A 14,179-nucleotide genomic window follows, 5' to 3' on the forward strand; every position below is an offset into this window, starting at 1 on the left:
CTTTCTTTGCTGCGGGATTTTTCATTGGGTATGTTTGTATATAACCGTACTGTAAACCTGTGATTTAGCCTTCGGATCCAAATACATGGCAGCACTGTTGACAGCAGCCATTGCTTCATTGAATCCCGATGCAATCAGCATTGTTTTGTTAGGATAAATAGCTGCATCACCGGCGACATATATTCCCTCCCTATTTGTACACATATCCGTTCCCACAGGAATCCTTCCTTTCTCGGTTGTGATCCCCCACTGTTCATATAAACTCTTATCAATTTGCAACCCTTCATATACGAGTAGATGATCGACCTTGATCTTCTCCCCATCACGTAAAGTAATGTGAGAAAGCTTATCTTCTCCATGAAGACGTTCCAGTGACTGATGGTAGTGGACATGTATACTCGATGCCTCTAGTTTCTCAACATCCCCTTCGTAAACAGCTTTGAACTTATCACCGGCATTTATCAAATGTACCTCTTCTGCACAATTTTCCAGAGCAAGTGCCCAATCAACCCCCACTCGGTTTTCGGAAACGACCGCTACGCTCTTTCCGGCATATCGCTCTAAGTGTTGAATCGTGTAATGAATACAAGTATCCGCATATTTCTCTGCTCCAGGTACTTGAAGCGGCTGCATTTCAAATGTTCCCATTCCTGCAGCAATAAGAATGGTTCGGGAATAATGCTCCCCTCCCCCTTCTTCCTTCAAAACGTAAGTACCATCGGAGAGCGCATCGATACTCGTCACTTTTACTCCTGTCACTATTTTCGGTTTCACACTTTCTGCCTGTGCCTGAACGTTGGCTACGAGATTCTCCCCGGTCACTCCCGGAAAACCGCCGACATCATATATCTTTTTCTCTGGATAAAAGAAGGAAACCTTACCTCCAACATCCGGCTGGTATTCCATCACTTTTGTCTTTAAACCCCGCATCCCGCTGTAGAATGCAGCATACAAACCAGTCGTTCCTCCTCCTACGATCGTCACGTCAAACATTTCTGCCATGATGGTCACTCCTTCTCCGTTACTCTGTTTTCATAAGTAAATAAATGAAATAAGGGGTACTGACAATGGATACGACAATCCCGACAGGAATTTCTGCGGGTGCGATGATATTCTTTCCAATTGTATCGGCAAGGACCAGAAGCAAAGCACCGATCAGACCAGCAGCCGGCAGCATGTGTTCATGCCTTGGACCGACGATCCTTCTTGCTATGTGCGGCGCTACGAGACCAAGAAAAGCAATCCCTCCGCCCGCGGCTACGCTCAGACCAGCAAGCCCTACTGCAGCGAACAGCAATTTACGTCTCTCTCTTTCCACCATTGCACCAAGTCCGATCGACATTTGATCGCCGAGGCTCAGGACATTCAGCGTCGTAGACTTATAAACGGCGTATGCTGCAACCACGACAAGGACAGGAGCAACAGCGAGGACCATTTCCCAGTTCCCCATCCATATATCCCCTGCAAGCCAGACGAGGGCTTGATTGAAGTCCTGCGGGTTCATCTTCACCTGGAAAATGACAAGTGCTGCACTAAATCCCGCATTAACACCGATTCCGACAAGCAGCAAACGGACGGGGTTGACCCCTTTCTTCCAAGCAAGCATATAAACGAGTCCAGCAGCCACGAATGCTCCGAGTAGTGCGAACACCGGCAGGATATAGATTCCGAGTCCACCGACAGACGTCATTGATTTCTGGAAGAAATAAATGTAGAGAATGACAGCAAAACCCGCTCCGGTGTTGATTCCCAACACGCCTGGATCAGCAAGATCATTCCTAGTGACCCCTTGCAGGACAGCACCGGAAATACCGAGACCTGCACCTATTACAAGTGCAAGCACCATTCCCGGCAGACGGAAGTCAAACAGAACCAGCTGCTGGCGATCGGTACCGTTGCCAAGCAGTGTCTCTAGTACATCAAGAGGAGCAATCGTCACTACACCTGTATTCAAACTGACGGCCATCGCGGCCAAAAGACCGATGACCAACACGGCCATGATGATTACATATCGCTTTTTTTTCATTACATTCCTCTCCCTTCACCGCGGGCAAGGTAGAGAAAGAAAGGAACTCCGATGCAGGCAGTAATGGCCCCGACCGGAGTCTCAAACGGAGCATTAACAAGCCTTGCCCCTATGTCTGACACCACGAGCAGCAGAGCTCCGAAGACAGCGGATACAGGGATGATCAGACGGTAGTCCGAACCGACAAAATATCGAGTGATATGAGGAATGATAAGACCTATAAAGCCGACCGTTCCAGCCACAGAGACGGCAGCTCCTGTGAGGACAAACACAACGATGACACCGAGCGTCTTAGCGACCCATACATTTTGGCCGAGACCTTTAGATACCTCTTCTCCAAGACTGAGAATTGTCACGGCGCGGGAGAGGAGAAGTGCCAGAATTAAGCCGAATGCCCCTGCGACTGCAAGAATTTGAACGGACGTCCAATTCGTTGCAGCCAAACCGCCTCCGTACCAGAAGCTCATCTGTTTTGCCACTTGGAAATGCAGAGACAGCGCAGAGGATAACGAGCTGAGCATCCCACCGACGGCAACGCCGGCTAAGGCAAGTTTAACCGGTGTCAAACCTCCCTTGGACAGAGATCCTACAAGGAACACGAGAACAACACCTAAACCGGCACCGATAAAGGAAGCAGCGGTCAGTCCCAAATTAGTGATACCAGGGAAAAATACAAGAGCAAGAATAAGCGCAAACGCCGCTCCATGAGAAACCCCCATGATAGACGGGGATGCAAGCGGATTTCTCGTCAACCCCTGCATCACTGCCCCGGAAACGGCAAGAAATGCTCCGACTAAGGCTGCCGCTGTCGTTCTCGGCAGTCTCAGCTCTCTTATCACCTGATGGCTGGTAAGGGTAGGATCGAAGTCGGTGACCGCCGCCCATACCGTCTTCCATCCGATATCTGTCACACCTGAAATAACAGATGCGAAAGCCGAAAATACTAATAATAATAGTCCGACGGCGATACAGATCGCAGCGCTCCCATAATGAGTGCGCAACCCTTCTAATTCTTTTCTTTTTCGCCCCTTCTCCTCCACGGCATTCTACCTTCTCTCTATGTAAACTCTATTATTGAGAATCATTATCATCAAACCAAGTATATAGGCAAATAGTTGAGGATTCAAGCACCACCACATTGACACTTTATTTGAAAATGATTATCATTATCGCATGAATACTTTTTTAGGAGGATGAATGAACGTGAGACGAAATAAATGGCTTGTCATGATCAGTCTGTTATTTGTACTGATTATTGTAACCGCTTGTAATAGTGACACAGAGAATGCAGAGAAGGATTCGGAACAGGAAGCAAAAGAACGTACCATGACTCATGCGATGGGGGAAACGACGATTCCTGAAAACCCGGAACGTATCCTGGCACCATATTTGGAAGATTCCTTAGTAGCTCTTGGTGAACAGCCTGTGGCTCAATGGTCTATTGGAGATTCCGTACTCGACTACTTACAGCCTGAATTAAAAGACATACCTAAAATCGGTTGGGATCTTCCGATTGAACAGACTATTGAGCAGAATCCGGACCTCATCATCTTCAGTTCCCCATCCGCACTCCAGAACGGGAGCTATGACGACTACAACAATATTGCTCCTACCTATGTGATGGAGGAAGAAACGAATGCGGACTGGCGTGCCCAGTTAACAGCAATCGGAGAAATTCTTGATAAGAAAGAGGAAGCGGAGAAGGTACTTAATGACTTCGATCAAAAAGTAGAAGATGCCAAATCTTCACTTAAAAACAGCATCGGCGACGAATCCGTTGCTTTTGTTTGGACGACAGGTGAGCAATTCTATGTCTTCGATAATACCCGGTATGCGGCGGAAATTATGTACGAAGACATGGGTATCACTCAGCCTGAATTCATAAAGAATTTACCAGAAGGAGAAGAGCAATGGAATCCGATTTCCCTGGAGAAACTCGGACAAATGGACGCTGACCATGTTTTCTTGATCGGAGCAGAAGGAGAACCAGGGCTGGAAATCCTAGAGAACAGTTCCGTCTGGCAGAACACCCCTGCTGCAAAGAGCGACCAAGTTTACCTTATGAATGAACCAAGTCATTGGACGATTGACGGTGTTATCGCTCACGAAATGACTATTGATAAAGTAGTGAATACACTAAGTAAATAACCAGTAAAAGGTGGAGCTGTTAGAAGCTCCACCTTTTTTCTTTTTCATCCTGTAAGGTATATTCTTAACCCGGAAACATTAGGCACAATGAACCACCTTTTGTCTTTTCTGAGGTTATTTTGTAAAAGATTCTAATATTGTGCAGGAAGTTCTCTATTATAGTCGAACACTATCACATGATGAACACATGAAGGGGGTTACGAAATGGCTGAAGAACAAACTAGATATTCCCGCCTGGCACAAATTACGAAGTTGATCAACACGAAGCTGGATCTGCGCGAAGTATTAGAACATGTCGTCACAGCCATCTCAGAAGAAATCATGCGATGTGACTCCGTCGGCATTTATTTACCAAGAGAAGACGGTACGTATCAAGGGTATGTCGGAAAACCGGCGCTGATCAACGGTATGACTCTCGACATGCATATCGTCGATCCGGAGCAGGATAACCTTGCTAAAGAAGTTATTGAAACAGGAAGAGCGATCTATATACCTGATACATCTAAAGATGAACGTCCAGATCAACGTGCAGTGAAAGCTTTTAAGATCAACTCCCTCCTCGTAGCACCGATCTCCTACGCAGAAGAACTCTACGGTCTTGTCTTTCTTTTCGATTATGGGACACCAATGAATTTGACAGAATCGGAGATCGAAACGGTTCAAGCCTACATTAATATGGCTGCTGTAGCCATTCGTAATGCGAACAGCCTCTCCAGGAAGGAAAGGCTGATTGCTGATAAGCAAATGCTGTTGAACGTGACCAGAGAATTATCCCACTGCTCCTCACTTCAAGAAGCACTGGATAAGTGTTTCCATTACTTGGGGGGGATTTTGAATAACCCGAATATCGGCGCCCATTTCATCGATCCGGCAGCGGAACACAACCTGCAGCCGGCAAGTCTGAGTAAAGACAGTGAGTGGACTGAGGAAGATTGGAAGAACACGCACACGAGGGTGGCGTTCAACCACAGGGAAGATGCCGTATTCCAGGAAGTTATTCAAACGAAGAAATCCATTTTCATTCCGGATGTGGACAAGGATGAACGTGTCCATCATGAGATTTGCAGGCAGTTCGGGATACGTGGTCTCTATATGATCCCACTTGTCTCTCTCGGAGAGGTGCTTGGAGCAATCGCTGTCGTCGACTTGACCGAAGAGCGTGGTGTTTATTCTGCTTCTGTACGCCAATTGGCCGAGTCCATTGTTGATGCTACAGCCCCCGTCCTTTTCAACTTGATTTATATAGAAAAGCAGGAAATGATCATCCATGAACGGACCTCGGAGCTTTCCAGCAAGAACGCAGAACTGGAAGAAGCAATCACGGAACTCAGACAGCTCAGCAGGGAGAAAGATTTAATCCTGAATTCTGCCGGAGAAGGAATATTCGGTTTGAACCTGGATGGGAGAATCACCTTTGCCAACCCTTCTGCGACAAGTCTCCTCGGGTATAAGGGGGAAAAAGAAATGATTGACCTCCCCTATTCTCACATATTTGCCTGGGAAGCTTCCGGAATGGAACCCCCGGCGGAGTTTATTGAAATGTATGAAGAGAAGCGGGACCAGCTTACACAGGATCACTTCTTCTTTACGGTAAACGGAACGATTTTTCCTGTTGAGTACGTTATTAATCCACAGAAAGAAGGTCAGAAAACGGTCGGATATGTCGTCACTTTTAAAGATGTCACGTCACGTAAGCAAATGGAAGAGAAAATTAAATACCACGCTTACTATGACAGCGTCACAAATGTTCCGAACCGCGTGCTTTTTCAAGACCGCCTCTATCAGGCATTGAGCTACGCACAATCCAACAGCCGCCCTATGGCTATTTTATTTCTCGATTTGGACCGTTTTAAGAAGATCAACGACACATTCGGACACAGCTTCGGAGATTCCGTGCTTAAAGAAGTAGCGAAACGTCTCCAGCGGGCCATCCCGAAAGAAGCCACCGTATCCAGGCAGGGCGGGGATGAATTCACCATCCTGCTTCCTGTCATAGAAGGAACGGAAGATGCAGTGATCTGTGCCCAGAAAATTCTCCGCTCTTTCGACGAACCCTTCCTTATACAAGAACAGGAAGTAGCTATGAAAACGAGCATTGGTATCAGTATTTACCCGGATAATGGGGAAAACGCGGAAACGCTGATCAAACATGCCGATGCCGCTATGTACAAAGCAAAAGGGCTGTCCGGAAATCAATTTCAGTTATTCAGCGCTGGCAGTGACACCAAAGCCATCGAGCAGATTCAATTAGAGAATGACCTCTTTAAAGCACTCCAACGAGGCGATGAATTCGAACTTCACTACCAGCCAAAATTCGATCTCCGCACAGACCAGTTGATTGGAGCTGAAGCGCTCATACGCTGGGATCATCCAAAGCTGGGACTACTGTCTCCCAGTCAGTTCATTCCGTTAGCAGAGGAAACAGGGCTCGTAACTATTCTGGGAGAATGGGTTATTGAGCAAACGTGTAAACAAATGAAGAACTGGTACGACTCCGGTCAACAGTCATTGGTCATCTCTGCCAACTTATCTCCACAGCAGATTAACCAAAAGGCCCTTGTCCCTTTTGTGGAGATGGTATTAAAAGATACCGGCCTTCCTCCTCATAACCTGGAGCTGGAGCTTACCGAAAACTTGATTATTCACAACACGGAACAAACGCTTAAAACCATAGCCGAATTGAAAAATCTCGGTGTGCAAATATCGATTGACGATTTCGGGACCGGATACTCTTCGCTCGGCTATTTAAAAGATTTCCCTGTCCACACTCTGAAAATTGATAAATCTTTCATCGATGACGTCACTACAAACCCGAACAATGCTGCTATTACTAAGACCATTATTACATTAGCAAACAGTCTTCATTTGAACGCAATTGCAGAGGGTGTGGAAAATGAAGCGCAGGCACGATTCCTGAGGGAACACGGTTGTAATTGGGTTCAGGGCTATTACTACAGCCGCCCCCTTCCGGCAGACAGATTTGAGGAAAATTTCCTTCAATTATTAAGAAATGAGGTGGATTGATATGAAAGCTGTGAAAGCCGTTATGGATTATCTCGTAAACGGTAATGTGACGCACGTGTTTGGTATACCCGCCGGTTCGGTCAACGCCTTCTTTGACGAGCTGTATGATACACCTTCCATAACTCCAGTAGTGACGAAGCACGAGGGGGCTGCTTCCTATATGGCTGCCGCCTACGCTAAATACTCCGGCTCTTTAGGCGTATGTATAGCAAGCAGCGGTCCGGGGGCAACCAACTTAGTAACAGGTGCTGCCAATGCCATGAGGGAGCACCTGCCCGTATTGTTTCTGACTGGTGCCGTCCCCGTTGATACAGTAGGTTTAAATGCGTCACAGGAATTACATGCTGATCCGATCTATCAATCCGTGACGAAGTACAGCCAGCGAGTAGACCGTGCGGAAGATCTGCTTCCTGAAATTCATAAAGCTGTGGAGATCGCCATGACCGGAGTCCCCGGGCCAGTCCACATCGCCATGCCTATCGATGTGCAGTTGGAAAGTATTGCTCCACCTTCCATCCCTTCGTTCCCGCAGCGTACAAAACTTCTTCCCCGCGATGAGTTGATTGCTGAGRCTGCTGATAAACTCGCGGATACAAAGAAAGGAATGATTTTGCTCGGGCAGGGGATAAGAGGCGCGGTTAAAGATGCTCTAGAATTAGCCGAACTTCTCCATTGGCCGTTCATCACAACGCCTCAGGCAAAAGGGTATATTCCTGAAGACCATCCGCTCCATCAGGGTGTCTTCGGATTCGCCGGTCATGAGCAGGCAAGCACACTCGTCCACGATTCTGAAGTAGAAACGATTCTTATATTAGGCAGCAGTTTGGGAGAAACCGCTACAAACAATTGGAACCCACATTTGACGAGAAACAAGTACACGATTCAGGTCGATTACGATGCGACGGTCTTTAACCGCAGATACAATGTGGACCTTCCTTTACACGGAGACCTGGATGTAACGATTTCTTCCCTGACAACCGCTTTGAAATCAGGAGATTATAATCCTGCAGAGGTTGCTGTTCCTGTTCGGGAGAAACATAGGAACGACAGAGATGAGTACAATACTCAGAATGTATTACACGCCCTCCAGGAACTACTACCCGCCTCTACAAGATTCACGATCGACATTGGCGAATTTATGTCCTATGTTATTCACCATGTGCCGGTGCGGTCTGCCGACTCTTTTGATATCAACGTCCACTTCGGTGCTATGGGAAGCGGAATAGGCAGTGCCATAGGCGCCAAGCTTGCCGATCCAGACAGGCCTACGGTAAGCATTACGGGGGATGGCTGCTTCTTCATGCACGGAATGGAAATTTTGACGGCTAAGGAATACGACATCCCCGTATTATTCATCGTCATGAATAACGCCCGGCTGGGGATGGTCCACCACGGCCACGCTCTTCAGTATAAGCGGGCGCACGAACGCTTCGGCCAAAAGCCTGTCGCTATCGCGGAGATGGCTGCCTCTATGGGTATTCCAAGTGTTCGAATAGAGACGTTGGAAGATATAGATACAGAGACCATAGCGAAAATTCTCCCTGCAGACGGTCCCTCTCTTCTTGAGATTTCCTTAGTGGATGACAACATTCCGCCAATGGGTGACAGGTAAAATTTTTGTCTTCTTTCGGGAAATAATGCCGTTTTATAAGATTGCGATTGCTTTTTAGAAGTGACCCTTCTTATGATGGAACTATCCTACCTCAGAAAAGGGTGCCTCCTATTGAAATCACTGAAACTGCTTACTGTCAGCTTTGCTGTCGGACTGTCTCTTTCCGGCTGCTCTACATTAGAGGAAGAATCAGAGACGGAACAACACACCCATGAAGAAAAAGCGATGCACGTCAACGGCGATATCCGTGAAACAACAAGTTCTGCCTCCAAGCTTCCGAATTTTTTAACAGAACAGCCCGACAACATTCAAACGATCTATGCAGCCGTACCGGCGTATCGAGGATTATTGGAATCCATGCCTTGCTACTGCGGATGTGGCGAGAGCGTCGGACATACGAGCAACTACGACTGCTTCGTCCACGCCCAAGAGGAAAGCGGTTCGATAGAATGGGACAACCACGGAACGAAATGCGGTGTTTGCCTGGAGATAGCCGCCCAAGCTATCGTCGCTTCCGAAGAAGGAAAGTCTGTAAAGGAAATTCGCTCGATCATTGACGAAACCTACAACCAAGGCTACGCAGATCCAACGCCGACGCCGGATATCTAGTGCTGTCCACACTTTTCAAAGAAAAAAAATCCGAACGCATCCGTGCGTTCGGATTTTTCAGGCTGTCGAGAAAGGGCGCCCGTCAATATTATAACCGTACTAGTCAGGCAATTTCCCCAAAATTCCATTCCTCTGTCATCTTTCCTTTAACAGCTTTTCTGGCTCTGTGTAATCGGGACTTAGCAGCGGAGAGGGAAATATTCAACTCTTGCGCAATCTCCCCTTCTGACATTTGCCGGGTTACATGGAGCTGAAAAACATCGCGGAGCTTCGGAGATAACAAGCCGACACGTTTCCTTATCCCCTCTTCCATTTGATGAAGGACGCAGGTATGTTCCACTTCCGAGAATGGGGATTCTTTGGAAGGCTGTGTCAATGCTTCTTCCAACGGAACCACCTGTGTACGTTTCTCTTTCCGGAGGTAATCAATAGCCTTCCGATGGGCAATCGTAGCCAACCAGGCACCTGCCTTGCCTTGATCCCTGATTTCTTCCCATTTCTCATGTGCTTTCATGAAAGTCTCCTGAAGGATATCCTCCGCCGCACAAGCATCCCTGGTCACTTTCAAAGCTGTATAATAAACCCTTTGGTAAAACTGTTCATACATGTCACGGAAATCCATCCTCATGTCTCTCCCTTATTCAAAGTGTTCCTTAACAAAGTCAGGAGCTTCCGCTTCCTCCATACTTAAGTACACCTTGTTCTCCGAATCTTCCCCTTTGAGATAATAGACGAAAAGGTACCCGTTCTCTCTCCAGTTTTCGTCTGCATTCATGACAGCTTCTATTTGATCCGCACCGTTCAGGGTCATCGGAGTATATCCTTCTCCTTGAAGCGCCATTGCATAGCCTTCGAAATCGTACGTGTCATATTTATCATTTCCAAGCGGATACACTTCCACTTTATCCACCATGGATGAATCAACCATTACCTCTTCATAAAGATCTTCTTCCTTCAGCCATTCCATTGTATGTTCGTAGGAAGTATAGACACTGGTAGACAAGAAGCCTCGATTCTCCATTCCGGACACCGTAAAGTCAATATTGGTTCCAAACCCTTTCGGATCAACCATTTCTTCATAAGTAAGTCCTTCCAAGTCCTTCCGCAATGCTTCAACGAAACCACTGATTTTTTCCGGATCGTACAACCTCGGCATCTCACTGCCATTCGTTACAGGATATAGATCCACCTTACCAATATTTGATATATCTGCTTGAAGAATTGGATAATGCATATTTTTATATTCTTCTGTTTCATACAATTCCTTCAAGCCTTCCGTAATCTCTTTTCTGTCCACGTAGTACTGGCGGAGCACTTCTTTGCCATTGTCCAGTTGATAACCGATAAAGAAGTCTTCCCCGGATTTTTCAAGAGGTTCGCTTTCTGCTATTAACGATTCATGGACAGCCCTCACTTGCTCAATGGCTTCCTTCGAACGGACAAACGAGTAATTGCTTCCTTCCCGCTGGGATTCTTCATATTGGTAGTAGCCGTTTCCGAAGTACACTTTCTCCACTTCCCCGGCACTTGGAATATAGGATTCATATCCCTTCCAAAGGAATGGAATGACAGCAATCATCACCGCGGTGATCAACGCATAGCCTGCCCAGCCTTTCGCATGCTTCCAGATAAAAATTCTCCAGGTCTTTTCAATTAACATGACGATCAATAAGTATCCGATCGTTCCTCCGATAACGAACCCTGCAATCATCCAGGAATGAGAATTCTGCGTCAGGCCAAAGTACATCCCTCCAAACAATGCGGAACAGAACATTGTGCCAAACTTAAAAACAGGGTGCAGGATCGGAGACGCCAAGGAATTGGAGGCAGCTTCCAGCGGTCGCTTTTTGTACAAATACAGGGCGGCAAAATAGAAAAAGACAGCCGCTGCTCCGTATATAAGCAAGCTCACATTGGCAACCGGCAGTTCCCCTGCGACTTCTCCTTCACCAGAAACATAATAGCTTCTCTCAAAGACAACGATGTCCAAAAGCGGTGAGAACTTATCCAGCGATTCATTAAGAATGACGTTTTGTGAGAAACCTTTTACAGTTGATGACAACAGGTACGAGATGAGAGCATAAAGACCTGCCGGAAGTAAAAGGAATATGTAACTCAACACTCCCTGGACAGCAGACAATCCTGTAAGCATTCCGATGAATACCGTAACGCTGAAAAACAACAGCGTTATGACAACCATTAACAGAAGCCAGTAACCCAGATTCCCCAATGTGTAATACGCACTTACATCCGCTGCAAGAGCTGTCACAAGCAGAAGAATGTAATTCAACAGAAGCGGTGCAAGCAGTAAGGAGACACCGGAAAGGATGTGATGCATAAACAATGCGGAACGTTTTACCGGGAAGCTGTGCGCAAAGTCTGCCGCTCCTCTCACTTGTATATAGCGAAATAGAAATATGGCCATCAAAACCGGAAGAAGATAAACGAAGACGACCTGGGCTTCATACAGAAAGGCTCCTTCGAACATTCCTGTGCCGTTATAGAAGTCCGGCTCCTCCTGACTCATACTCATCCACACCTGCATCGGTCCGAAAAAGAAAAGACCGAAGAAATAGACGATAGCAATCCAGCCGACGTTCCGGTAATCCTGCTTAATAATTTCCCGGTTAAACGAGGATGTTTTCAAAGGCATATCCTGCACCTCCCATTTCGTAGATGAAGATTTCTTCCAGCGTTAAAGGGAGCCGGTCATAGATGAGCGCATGCTGCGCTCTTATCGAACGCTCGACTTCTTCTTCTTTACCGCGGACGATCAATAGATTCACACTGCCGCGCTTTTCGTGATAAAGGAGATCCAGTCCGATAGATGTAACGGATGTTTCTTGATCGCGGAAGGCTACCTGGATTTTATGGACATCTTCTTTCAAATCATCTAAGTCTCTTTCCAGTAAAAGTTCCCCCTTATGCAGAATACCGACGTGATCACAGATATCTTCCACTTCTCTTAAATTATGAGAAGAGATCAGCACGGTCATCTGCCGCTCGGCAACGTCCTGAATGATCAAACTTCGTGCTCTCTGCCTCATCACTGCATCCAGACCATCGAACGGCTCATCGAGAATAAGCACATCGGGGTTCGAGGACATCGCCAGCCAAAACGCAACCTGTCGCTGCATTCCTTTGGAAAACCGGCTTATTTTCTTGTGCTCATCCAAAGGGAATACCTCTTTCAATGCTTCATATCGCTCTTCACTCCATGCCTTATACATGGACCGGTAGTAATTAGCCATCTGACGAGTCGTATACTGAGGATGAAAATACAAAGAGTCTGATAAGAACAAGACTTTCTGCTGTGTGTCCTCATTTTCAAACACCTGCTGTCCATCTATCTGTACAAGCCCGTCACTCTGCTTTAGTATTCCGGCCAAGATCCTCATCAGGGAGGTTTTTCCAGCTCCATTGGACCCTAAAAGGCCGTAAATCGATCCCTCGCCTACTTGAAAAGTAACATCGTTCAAGATCTTCTCCTTTTGAAAGGATTTATGTAAACCCTTCACATTAATCATTCCGTTCACCACCCTCTACTTCACGAAGAAGGGAGGCTATTTCTTTCGGTGTCATACCGAGATACAATGCTTCTGCAAACAGCTTCTTCAACGCTTCCTTCATCTTCCTCAACTCCTCATCGTTATTTACGTTCCGCTCCGGATGGACGAAACTTCCTTTTCCCTTTAAAGAATAAATGTAGCCCTGGGATTCTAATTCCCTGTACGCCTTCTGAATGGTATTAGGATTTATCGTCAGTTGTTGAGCAAGTTCCCGTACGGAAGGAAGCTTCTCATCTCCCTTCAGGACTCCACGGATAATCAGCTGTTTCAGCTTCTCCACCAACTGTTCATAGATCGGTTTACGGCTTCGAACATCCAATTCAAACATTTATCCACCTCCATTTCTTAGGTGTATTAACTGTATTACTACTCATAATACAGTAGTATAAAGCAGAATATGTCATTTGCAAAGGTTTTTTTTGTGAAATGTATTATCCATGGCAAGAAAGGCCGGGCAGACGCTCATAAAAAAAGATCGTGCGGAATACCGCACGATCTTCTACTAGGAAGGAAGGTCTGAATTAGGAAGAGAGTAGAAATCCCGAACCATGTTGTAATTCCCACCCATTCTCCCTACAGGTCGGAGCTTCTCCGGGTCCACTTTATCCCCTTCCATGTACACCTCCTCCTCCACGTGGTAACCAACCAATTTCCCAAGTACTAAATGACCGGCTCCTATCGTTACAATACGGTCTAATTCACATTCCATGTGGACCGGAGACTCTTTGACCCGGGGAACGCGGACCGTTTCTCCATTTTCTGCTTCCACTTCTGCCATAATGAATTCATCGACTCCGGCATCATAACTCTTGCTGCTTTCGTGCATGGCATTAGCAAGTCGTTCCGTAACAATATTAATAATGAATTGACCTGTTTCCTTAATATTTGTCAGTGTATCCTTTTCTCTTTTCCCTTCTCCAACCGAAAAACATAAAGTCACCGGATCCATAGACGCTACCGTGAAGAAACTGAAAGGCGCCAAGTTACGTCCGCCTTTGCTATTGACGGTTGATACCCAGGCAATCGGCCTTGGTACGACTGCGCCTTTAATAAGTTTGTTCATATAATGGTCCTTAAAGTCCACCTCTTTAATTAACATAATTCTTCCTCCTTGAAAAGACTTGTATAATACAATGATAAATTATATTCTAAATTTTCACACTCCTATGAATTCCTGTTATTGTTTAACAA

12 protein-coding genes are annotated in these 14,179 nt (G+C 46.4%); 4 read left to right on the top strand and 8 right to left on the bottom strand.

Going from position 1 to position 14,179, the window contains the following annotated elements:
• Window positions 1–21: 21 nt before the first annotated feature.
• From D479_RS06215 to D479_RS06225, 3 genes are read right to left on the bottom strand one after another with little or no spacing between them, the layout of a single operon-like run.
• Window positions 22–1,002: an NAD(P)/FAD-dependent oxidoreductase gene (locus tag D479_RS06215; RefSeq protein WP_008634878.1), complete on the bottom strand. Its 981-nt coding sequence runs from the start codon at window positions 1,000–1,002 to the stop codon at window positions 22–24.
• A 19-nt stretch (window positions 1,003–1,021) separates the two neighbouring features.
• Window positions 1,022–2,026 carry an iron ABC transporter permease gene (locus D479_RS06220; RefSeq protein WP_008634879.1) on the bottom strand — a complete coding sequence of 335 codons (1,005 nt, stop codon included), beginning with the start codon at window positions 2,024–2,026 and terminating at the stop codon, window positions 1,022–1,024.
• Window positions 2,026–3,066, bottom strand: a complete 1,041-nt coding sequence (locus tag D479_RS06225) for an iron ABC transporter permease (RefSeq protein WP_008634880.1) — start codon at window positions 3,064–3,066, stop codon at window positions 2,026–2,028. Before D479_RS06225 ends, D479_RS06220 begins: the two co-directional genes overlap by 1 nt.
• 157 nt (window positions 3,067–3,223) lie before the next feature.
• Between D479_RS06225 and D479_RS06230 the strand changes: the two genes are divergently transcribed.
• The 4 genes from D479_RS06230 to D479_RS06245 all read left to right on the top strand — a co-directional run bounded on the left by D479_RS06230 (window position 3,224) and on the right by D479_RS06245 (window position 9,419).
• Complete coding sequence (locus D479_RS06230) at window positions 3,224–4,174, top strand: iron-hydroxamate ABC transporter substrate-binding protein (RefSeq protein ID WP_008634881.1); 951 nt, start codon at window positions 3,224–3,226, stop codon at window positions 4,172–4,174.
• Between the two features lie 204 nt (window positions 4,175–4,378).
• On the top strand, window positions 4,379–7,198 hold the full coding sequence (locus D479_RS06235) for an EAL domain-containing protein (RefSeq protein ID WP_008634882.1): 2,820 nt from the start codon (window positions 4,379–4,381) through the stop codon (window positions 7,196–7,198).
• Window position 7,199: 1 nt separating this feature from the next.
• The gene (locus D479_RS06240) at window positions 7,200–8,810 is read left to right on the top strand and encodes a thiamine pyrophosphate-binding protein (protein ID WP_008634884.1); all 1,611 of its coding nucleotides are present in this window, start codon (window positions 7,200–7,202) and stop codon (window positions 8,808–8,810) included.
• Window positions 8,811–8,921: 111 nt separating this feature from the next.
• Window positions 8,922–9,419 (top strand): PCYCGC motif-containing (lipo)protein, encoded by a 498-nt coding sequence (locus tag D479_RS06245; RefSeq protein WP_051989380.1) that lies wholly within the window; start codon window positions 8,922–8,924, stop codon window positions 9,417–9,419.
• Window positions 9,420–9,522: 103 nt separating this feature from the next.
• On the opposite strand, the gene D479_RS06250 is transcribed toward D479_RS06245, so the two are convergent.
• From D479_RS06250 to D479_RS06270, 5 genes are all read right to left on the bottom strand, one after another.
• Complete coding sequence (locus D479_RS06250; protein ID WP_008634886.1) at window positions 9,523–10,041, bottom strand: RNA polymerase sigma factor; 519 nt, start codon at window positions 10,039–10,041, stop codon at window positions 9,523–9,525.
• Window positions 10,042–10,056: 15 nt separating this feature from the next.
• Entirely contained in the window at window positions 10,057–12,072 is a 2,016-nt protein-coding gene (locus tag D479_RS06255; protein WP_008634887.1) for a DUF6449 domain-containing protein, read from the bottom strand.
• A complete protein-coding gene (locus tag D479_RS06260; RefSeq protein ID WP_008634888.1) occupies window positions 12,047–12,946 on the bottom strand; it encodes an ABC transporter ATP-binding protein in 900 nt (299 codons plus the stop codon). Before D479_RS06260 ends, D479_RS06255 begins: the two co-directional genes overlap by 26 nt.
• Entirely contained in the window at window positions 12,939–13,316 is a 378-nt protein-coding gene (locus tag D479_RS06265; RefSeq protein ID WP_008634891.1) for a GntR family transcriptional regulator, read from the bottom strand. The genes D479_RS06260 and D479_RS06265 overlap by 8 nt, the downstream gene beginning before the upstream one ends.
• Before the next feature lie 174 nt (window positions 13,317–13,490).
• On the bottom strand, window positions 13,491–14,087 hold the full coding sequence (locus D479_RS06270; protein ID WP_008634905.1) for a flavin reductase family protein: 597 nt from the start codon (window positions 14,085–14,087) through the stop codon (window positions 13,491–13,493).
• Window positions 14,088–14,179 lie beyond the last annotated feature (92 nt).

Origin of the sequence: Halobacillus sp. BAB-2008 (assembly GCF_000328325.1) — a bacterium.
Taxonomy (GTDB): domain Bacteria; phylum Bacillota; class Bacilli; order Bacillales; family Halobacillaceae; genus Halobacillus.